7 protein-coding genes are annotated in these 8,043 nt (G+C 35.4%); 1 reads left to right on the top strand and 6 read right to left on the bottom strand.

Going from position 1 to position 8,043, the window contains the following annotated elements; all coding sequences use genetic code 11:
• Window positions 1–458: 3-deoxy-D-manno-octulosonic acid transferase (locus HRT72_04990; protein NQY67064.1), on the top strand; the 458-nt coding region annotated here is incomplete at its 5' end.
• Here HRT72_04990 and HRT72_04995 read toward each other — a convergent pair.
• From HRT72_04995 to HRT72_05020, 6 genes are all read right to left on the bottom strand, one after another.
• Window positions 455–1,012 (bottom strand): 1-acyl-sn-glycerol-3-phosphate acyltransferase, encoded by a 558-nt coding sequence (locus HRT72_04995; GenBank protein ID NQY67065.1) that lies wholly within the window; start codon window positions 1,010–1,012, stop codon window positions 455–457. The genes HRT72_04990 and HRT72_04995 overlap by 4 nt on opposite strands.
• A 203-nt stretch (window positions 1,013–1,215) precedes the next feature.
• Window positions 1,216–1,767, bottom strand: a complete 552-nt coding sequence (locus tag HRT72_05000; GenBank protein ID NQY67066.1) for a fatty acid desaturase — start codon at window positions 1,765–1,767, stop codon at window positions 1,216–1,218.
• Complete coding sequence (locus HRT72_05005) at window positions 1,752–2,129, bottom strand: hypothetical protein (protein NQY67067.1); 378 nt, start codon at window positions 2,127–2,129, stop codon at window positions 1,752–1,754. Before HRT72_05005 ends, HRT72_05000 begins: the two co-directional genes overlap by 16 nt.
• A 62-nt stretch (window positions 2,130–2,191) precedes the next feature.
• Window positions 2,192–4,804 (bottom strand): adenosylcobalamin-dependent ribonucleoside-diphosphate reductase, encoded by a 2,613-nt coding sequence (locus HRT72_05010; GenBank protein ID NQY67068.1) that lies wholly within the window; start codon window positions 4,802–4,804, stop codon window positions 2,192–2,194.
• A 555-nt stretch (window positions 4,805–5,359) separates the two neighbouring features.
• The gene (locus tag HRT72_05015; GenBank protein ID NQY67069.1) at window positions 5,360–6,592 is read right to left on the bottom strand and encodes a hypothetical protein; all 1,233 of its coding nucleotides are present in this window, start codon (window positions 6,590–6,592) and stop codon (window positions 5,360–5,362) included.
• A complete protein-coding gene (locus tag HRT72_05020) occupies window positions 6,549–7,754 on the bottom strand; it encodes a murein L,D-transpeptidase catalytic domain family protein (protein ID NQY67070.1) in 1,206 nt (401 codons plus the stop codon). Before HRT72_05020 ends, HRT72_05015 begins: the two co-directional genes overlap by 44 nt.
• Between the last annotated feature and the right edge of the window lie 289 nt (window positions 7,755–8,043).

Genomic DNA, 8,043 nt, shown 5'->3' on the forward strand with positions numbered 1-8,043 from the left:
AAGTAAATACAGAATCAATTAATCATATTAAAGACCGGTTAAACGATAAAGTCATTCTCTTTTCAGAACTCACAATAGATAATTGTTCGGACTTCAATCTACTGATTATTGACAGCGTTGGTATGTTATCCAACATATACCAATACAGTCAATATTGCTATATTGGTGGTGGATTCGGTAGTGGCATTCACAATATTCTTGAACCAGCCTCTTTTGGTCAACCTATTATTTTCGGACCAAACTATATTAAATCCAAAGAAGCCAAAGAACTAATAAGCTTAGGAGGAGCTAAGAGCATCTCTTCAGTAAATCAATTATCTACTTATCTTAAGGAGCTAGTTAAAAACCAAGATCTAGCTTTAGAAAAGAGTAACATTTGCAAAGAATATGTTCTAAACAATATAGGATCCTCTGAACAAATTGTTACCAAATTAGAAAGCATTCTTCAGGACGTCTAACTTGCTTTTAAAGCCATTATCTTTTCCCTAGTTACTTGCATTAAATCAACAATAGTATCTTTCGAATACAACGAAGTATCAATAGGGTCACCAATATGCACTTCAACTCTCTCATTCAAATAAGGCTCCATAGTATCCGGTAGTACTACCTTATTGCAGCCAATTAATCCAACTGGGATGATTAAGGCATCAACCTCCATTGCCATCTTAAACACACCTCTTTTAAATGGCAACAATTCTCCATCGGCAGATCTAGTCCCCTCTGGAGAAACCCATAATTGTATTCCCTCTTCCAATTTCTTCTTGGCATATGCTAAGTCCTTTTTTGCTTGAAACCCTGATTTCCTATCTATCGATACAAACCCTGAAGCCCTCATTGCAGAACCGATAATGGGAATTTTCAAAATACTATCCTTACTCATAAAGCGAATGGTAGATCCTAGCGCATGTAGGACTACTGGAATATCCATTAAGCTAGTATGATTACTCATTATTACATAACGTTGACCATTTTCAAAGTTGACATGCTCTTCCCCATAAACTTTTAAATCCATATTGAAAGATCTGACGACGTTCCTAGACCACCATCTTAAACGATTATGGCCAACTTCCTTCTGAAATAGGCCGAAAATATTTTCAATAACGGTAGGAAAGCATATTGCAAACATGCCCCAGAGTCCACTTACGATAATCCAGGAACTTCGGAATAAATTTGCCTTTACAACTTGACGAGTCATGACTATAATATAAAAAAGAACTAAGCTTGAGACCTGTTTTCTTTCGCTAATTGTTTAGCGTGCTTAATATTTTTCGAGTACTTAATATGATCTGGAACACCCCTTAAGTCCCAAACTAATCCAAAAAACGATAAGATTTTCAAAATATAAAATGTAATATCTATCTCCCACCAAAAGAATCCTTGACGAGAGGCTGATTGATAATAATGGTGATTATTATGCCAACCTTCACCCAATGTTATAAGTGCTAAAAGAAGATGATTTTTAGATTCGTCACCTGTTTCATATCTAGCCTTTCCAAAATAGTGCATTACTGAATTGATTGAAAATGTACCATGAAAAAGAATCGCGGTACTCAAAGTAAATCCTATCAACATAGTAGATAGGCCTTCTTCGAATGCATATACAGACCCGCCGTTAACCAAGTTACCTGACAACCAAACAACAACCAACAATATTAAAGGAGGAACAAGATGATAACTATTCAGCCATACTAATTCCTTAAACTTTGTAAAATCTTTAATGGATTCACTTTCAAAGTGTTTGTAATCGGGACCTAAAATCCAACCCAAATGTGAATACCAAATCCGTATACTTTCATGGAATGCGGATCTTCAACGGTGTCGGAAGTTTTGTGATGAATCCTGTGATGTGCTGCCCACCACAACGCTCCTTTTTGTACAGATGTTTGCGCCATAAAAGCAATTATAAATTGCCCTACACGAGAAGTTTTATATGTTTTGTGTGCAAAATATCTATGATATCCCCCTGTAATAAAGAACATCCTTATTACATACATTGCACCACAAAGAATCCAATCGAAGGATGTAACGTCTGTCCATATTGCAGCGATGGGGAGCACGTGAATAAACCCAAAAGGCCAAACTGACTTTAGTAGAATATTTCCCCTAGTTTCTTTTTTCAATTCGCCCATGTCTTCAAACTTTAAGGCAAAGTTAAATAGAAATCTCTAGAAACACCTACTGTGACTAGCAATTAGCCGCATTTAGAATGGCCACAACTCTTGCAGTTCAGACATCCTTCTTCATATACTAATGAGGAATCTCCACAACTTGGACACATATTCTCCACAGGCACAGTACCATTTGGTATATATTTTTTAAGTGCTCTTACAACACCGTTTTTCCAAGTATTTAGAGTCTCATCGTTCAAGTGCAAGTTCGAAACCACATCTACTACAGAAGGTAAAGGCATACCATGTCTAAGAATTCCAGAAATCAATTTAGCATAGTTCCAGTACTCCATATTAAACGATCTCGACAGTCCTTCAATCGTAATTTTGTAACCTTCTTTATCTCTGTATTGGAAATCGTAACGCGTTTTACCTGATTCTGATTTACTCTTTCTTACCCAGCCCGTTTCAACCCAGTTTGGAAGATAGAACGACTCTTCAGCCTTACCCGTGAAGATCTCATAAGGTCTACCGTTTAGTAATCCCACAACAGCAATCCACTTTTCTTTGTTGTTATTAAATCTAATGATTTCAACTTCTAGATTCTCTGGACGTTTTGGAGCATTACTCTCCATAAACTCTTTTCTACCTTCCTCTTTAGCTTTTGGTTTTTCTGTTTCAGCGATCATAACACCAGATCTAGAACCATCACGATAAACGGTAATTCCTTTACAGCCTGTTTCCCAGCCTGTTTGATAAATATCAGAAACTAATGCTTCGTCCACCTCATTAGGAACGTTTACGGTTACGCTAATTGAATGATCAACCCATCTCTGAACACTTCCTTGGAGCTTAACTTTACTTAACCAATCGATATCGTTTGCTGTAGAATTATGATAAGGTGATTTCTCAATGATTTTATTTAAGTCTTCTTGAGACATCGCTTTCACTTCATCAACATTATAGCCTTTTATCGATAACCATTTTGCAAAGTTGTGGTGGAACACGTGGTATTCTTCCCAAGAATCCCCTACCTCATCAACGAAGTCTACTCGAGAATTTGCATCGTTCGGATTAATCTTTTTTCTTCTCTTATAAGCTACCATAAATACTGGCTCAATACCTGAAGTAGTTTGAGACATCAAACTTGTAGTTCCAGTTGGAGCAATAGTAAGCAATGCTATATTCCTTCTGCCATGCTTAATCATATCCTCATAAAGGGCAGGATCAGCATCTTTAATTCTTAACACGAACGGATTTTTCTCTTCTCTAACAGGATCGTATAAAGGGAAAGCACCTCTTTCTTTCGCCATCTCCACAGAAGACCGATAAGCCTCAAGCGCTAATGTTTTATGAACTTTAGTACAGAATGCAATAGACTCTTCTGAAGCATATTGTTGTCCAAGAGCAGCTAACATATCGCCTTCTGCTGTTACACCAACACCTGTTCTTCTTCCTTCAATACATTTTTGCTTGATGTTTGTCCATAGATTACGCTCAACTCTTTTTACTTCTTCATCTTCTGGATCTTTCTCAATCTTATTAAGAATAAGGTCGATCTTCTCTAATTCCATTTCAATGATATCATCCATTATTCTTTGCGCCATTCTAGCATGCTTCTTAAATAAAGGAAAGTTAAATGAAGCCTCTTCTGTAAATGGCTGCTCAACATAGCTAAACAAGTTAAGCGCTAACAACCTACAGCTATCGTAAGGACATAATGGAATCTCTCCACAAGGATTTGTAGAAACCGTTTTAAATCCTAAATCTGCATAGCAATCAGCCACCGACTCATTTTTTATTGTATCCCAGAACAAAATACCTGGCTCAGCAGACTTCCATGCATTATGAATAATTTTATCCCATAATTTCTTAGCACTAACATCTTGTTTTACTGTAGGGTCTACAGACTCAACTGGATATTGTTGTGTGTAAGTACCGTTACTTTTAACCGCTCTCATAAACTTGTCATCGATTCTAACAGATACATTTGCACCAGTAACTTTAGTACCATCCATTTTTGCATCGATAAACTTTTCAGAATCAGGATGAGCTATTGAAACACTTAACATAAGAGCTCCTCTTCTGCCATCTTGAGCTACTTCCCTTGTAGAATTAGAATATCTCTCCATGAATGGAACGACACCAGTAGAAGTAAGTGCACTATTTAATACCGCTGATCCACCAGGTCGTATATGAGATAAGTCATGGCCAACACCACCTCTTCTTTTCATTAACTGAACCTGCTCTTGATCAATCTTCATGATCCCACCATAAGAATCTGAGTTACCATCATTACCTATAACAAAGCAATTTGACAAAGAAGCAATTTGAAAATCATTACCAATACCCGTCATCGGACCACCTTGAGGAATGATGTATTTGAAATTTCCAATTACGTCAAGGATTTCTTCTTCAGTATATGAATTAGCGTATTTTCTCTCGATTCTAACAATCTCTTTTGCCAATCTCAAATGCATATCATCTGGAGATTGCTCATATATTTTACCAGACGAATCTTTAAGCGCGTATTTGTTGATCCAAGCACTCGCAGCTAATTCATCCCCTTTAAAGTAAGCAGTAGCCGACTCTAATACTTCTTCATATGCATACGATTTTCTCTCTTGCGAAACATTTCCCGCTTCAACAGTCGACTCAACTTTTACTTCTTTTTCCTCGCTAATATCTGATGACATATATAATCTTGTTTGTAGTTTAAAATAGTCGCTTTCGTGGTCGAGAGAACTTCAACCGAATTGCTTACGCAAGTACGCTAATATATTCCCGCAAGTCAAGACCTATAAATTCATTGTTATTAACAATAAACCTTAGTTTTCAACGATGAAAAAAAATCACAACTTCTTTCCTAAAGTATTGGGAATTTGTCTCATAAATAATTAACTATTAGACCAGAAGCAGAGAACTATTAATTCTAAATACGTATCAAAAGCCTATTAGTAACAGTAACTTCCGGGCTTTATTTCAACCTTTTTCAAGCCTGTTTCAAATCGAATTATTTGACGTTTTCGAGACGTTTTGAAACTCCAATGCCTCAAGACACCGGCTGCTATAATCATTAAATACACATTGACACTTATGAATGCATCCGCAAATTGCCTGCTACCATTAGGTTTAATACCTAAAAGACACAAAACGTCATCTTTTCAAAACCAAATGAGTTTTTCTATTCATTTTTGTCGCTCAATATCTTCAATAATAAATTTATTTTAATAGGGCACTTTGATGGGTACTTACTGTAAGATATTAAGAAACGAATGCCATCTCATGATCCATTGATTCTTGTAGAGCAAAGTAATCTTTGAAGAACTATCATTATTGAATTCTTTATTAATCGTACTTATCATAATATTTACACGCTCCTTATGCTTACCCAAAAACCTATCAAGAAAATCTGTTCTTGCAAAACGATCTATATACTTATAATATGATTGTTGAAATTCCATATTGTGAAATATTCTTCCATGATGACTATTATTCAAGCCATCACTTTTAATAGAAATTGTATTAATCCCTCTACAATTAGAATCAAAACCTACTGGTTCTAATAACTGTGTTGACGGGTTATAATAAAACCTGCAATTAAGCCAACGCAGAGAATGGCTCGCCCCTGCCAGGTCACAAATAGCGTAAAACTTTGCTAATAGGTCAACATTAAATACCTCGTTTACTTTAAGAACTCCTTCTCTATAATCATCTAATAAGCTCTTCGCTTTTGCAAATGCATCTCCTTTTTTTTCTTTCTTAGAGCAGTTGTAACATTTAATTTCAGAATCTAAATATACTTCTGTATCAAAACTTCGGTCTTTATTCCCAATCCCCTTTGGCCAATAATCTTTATCATCAAATCCTATGATAGGACCATCAGCCTTATTCCATCGACCCAAAATATCGATGTTCGAAAAGTGTTCTTCTGACGCAAATAGTTTTACGGTGTCTTCATTTATTCCAAAAAACACAAACCGATAATTAAGCGAAGGCAGTTTAGCTTCTTTTAGCAATTGTTGAAACAACCATTCTGATATATATCTTCTGCATTTGGGATGCTGCAGACTAAACACAATGGTCTTATTCGAATCTCTTTTCATTTTGATACGAAGAGAAAATTGATTCGTATTATAATGATCGTGTTGATCACCTTTTAATCGCACTTTACCAAGAAGGGTATCGCCATTATTAATTAAGATACCCGGAAACCATGTTTTAGATTTCGTAAAATCATTCTTATCTAAGGCAACCTTTCTCAGGTTATTCAGTGAAACACGAATACTATCTCCCAAGAGTATCTTAAGAGTTTCAAATTGACTCTGATCAACTGGAACATGTTCTACTTCGAAACCTCCACACCCAGATAGAGCAATCGTGATATGAAAAAAAATAAATAGGAATCTTAGTTGGGTATTTGGTTTCAGAATAAATTCTTTAGTTATAAATCCAAAACAAGGTTGGCTTTTTCCTCCTTTCAAGAATTGAATCCAAATAAGTCATAAATTGATTTGAAACTACAGGACAACCCAAACCTTCTGCTGTTCCTTGGGGATAAATTTCGTAATCACGCACATTATCTCTTGAATGAAGCACGACCGACCTGATAAGCGCATTGCTATTAGTACTATCCAGACCGTGTAATAAATAATGAATATTTATTCCCCATTCGCTTGCACCTCTTTCCCCAATTAAAAACTTCCCTAGTGAAGAACGATGACTATCAATGGCATTACTAAAACTCGGCGAAGTTTTCGTTTCATCACCTCCCCATGTATTATCGCCACACCCATGAGAACATAATCCAGCCTTTATAATAGAATCTTTTTCGAAATCATACACAAACATTCTATTCTTACCGGAATGAATACTCATATCAATCATTATACAGAAATCTTTGTTGTAAATACTGGCATTAACGTACTCTTTCGCTTCTTGAAATTTTGATTTTCCGGCTTGAAGATTTATATTTTCTTCAACCGTCATCTTATCCTCTGGTACTGGATGTGCTACTTTTAAAATCTCGAATATTTCAATTAAATCATCAAAACCTAGTTCGTCATTTCTAATCCTCTCTATAAGACTGGCATCATCAATAAAATACTTAGACATCACTTCTTTAAATTTCTCGTTATGACTTGGGATTTCTATCAGATCATCGCCGAAAGAAAAAAGGAACGGTGATGCGTTTAAACTATCGTAATGAATTAATAGTTCTCCATTCACAGCATTAGCGTATTCATCCCGAAACTTAGCCTGTCTTGTTTCACCTTTTACAATATTATTGTGATACTCTGACGTCATAAACTCATAACTAAAATATAAAGGAAATTCTCCTCTAACTATCTCGTGCAGAAAGTAACTTATATTATTAGCAGAAGAATGAACAGACACTAACCTTCTATTTGCGTCTGTATCTACGAATACAACTATATCATTTGGAGAATATTTAGATCTGCCACCATTCTTATTTTTAAATTTCACATACCCATAATGTCTATAGTTGATAAACCCAGAAAGTCTTTCTCCAGCCAGAGTAACAACATTACCATTTGAATAATTATAAGGAGCAGTTACCGCACTTTGTGCACACACTGTAATTCGTAAAAAAATAACCATCAAGGCTATTGCAAACGTTTTCATTCTTCGTATTTGATTATTAACTACAAAATTACCAATCAATACAAATTGATAGTTTAGATCCTGAAAGACTTCTTAACAGATTGGCTTTAATACCTTTTTAATTTTTAGTATTAATTCCTTCCTTGAATTACAGATTCAAAATCAACTTCAATCTATAGTCGTATTTCCTTCCTATTTTTACGGGATATTAAAATCCAATTATTGAAGATCCTCAGCTCTACTTCACTAAGTCTTATAATGTCCTGTACTACTATTTATTTTTTAGTATTTACACCACAGTCCGCCTTCG

It is taken from the genome of Flavobacteriales bacterium (genome assembly GCA_013214975.1).
In the GTDB taxonomy this organism is placed as follows: domain Bacteria; phylum Bacteroidota; class Bacteroidia; order DT-38; family DT-38; genus DT-38.

Bases quoted from the DNA above. Each gene is read 5' to 3' on its own strand.
- HRT72_04995 (NQY67065.1), bottom strand. From the start codon at position 1,012: ATGGATTTAAAAGTTTATGGGGAAGAGCATGTCAACTTTGAAAATGGT.
- HRT72_05005 (NQY67067.1), bottom strand. From the start codon at position 2,129: ATGGGCGAATTGAAAAAAGAAACTAGGGGAAATATTCTACTAAAGTCA.
- HRT72_05010 (NQY67068.1), bottom strand. From the start codon at position 4,804: ATGTCATCAGATATTAGCGAGGAAAAAGAAGTAAAAGTTGAGTCGACT.
- HRT72_05020 (NQY67070.1), bottom strand. From the start codon at position 7,754: ATGAAAACGTTTGCAATAGCCTTGATGGTTATTTTTTTACGAATTACA.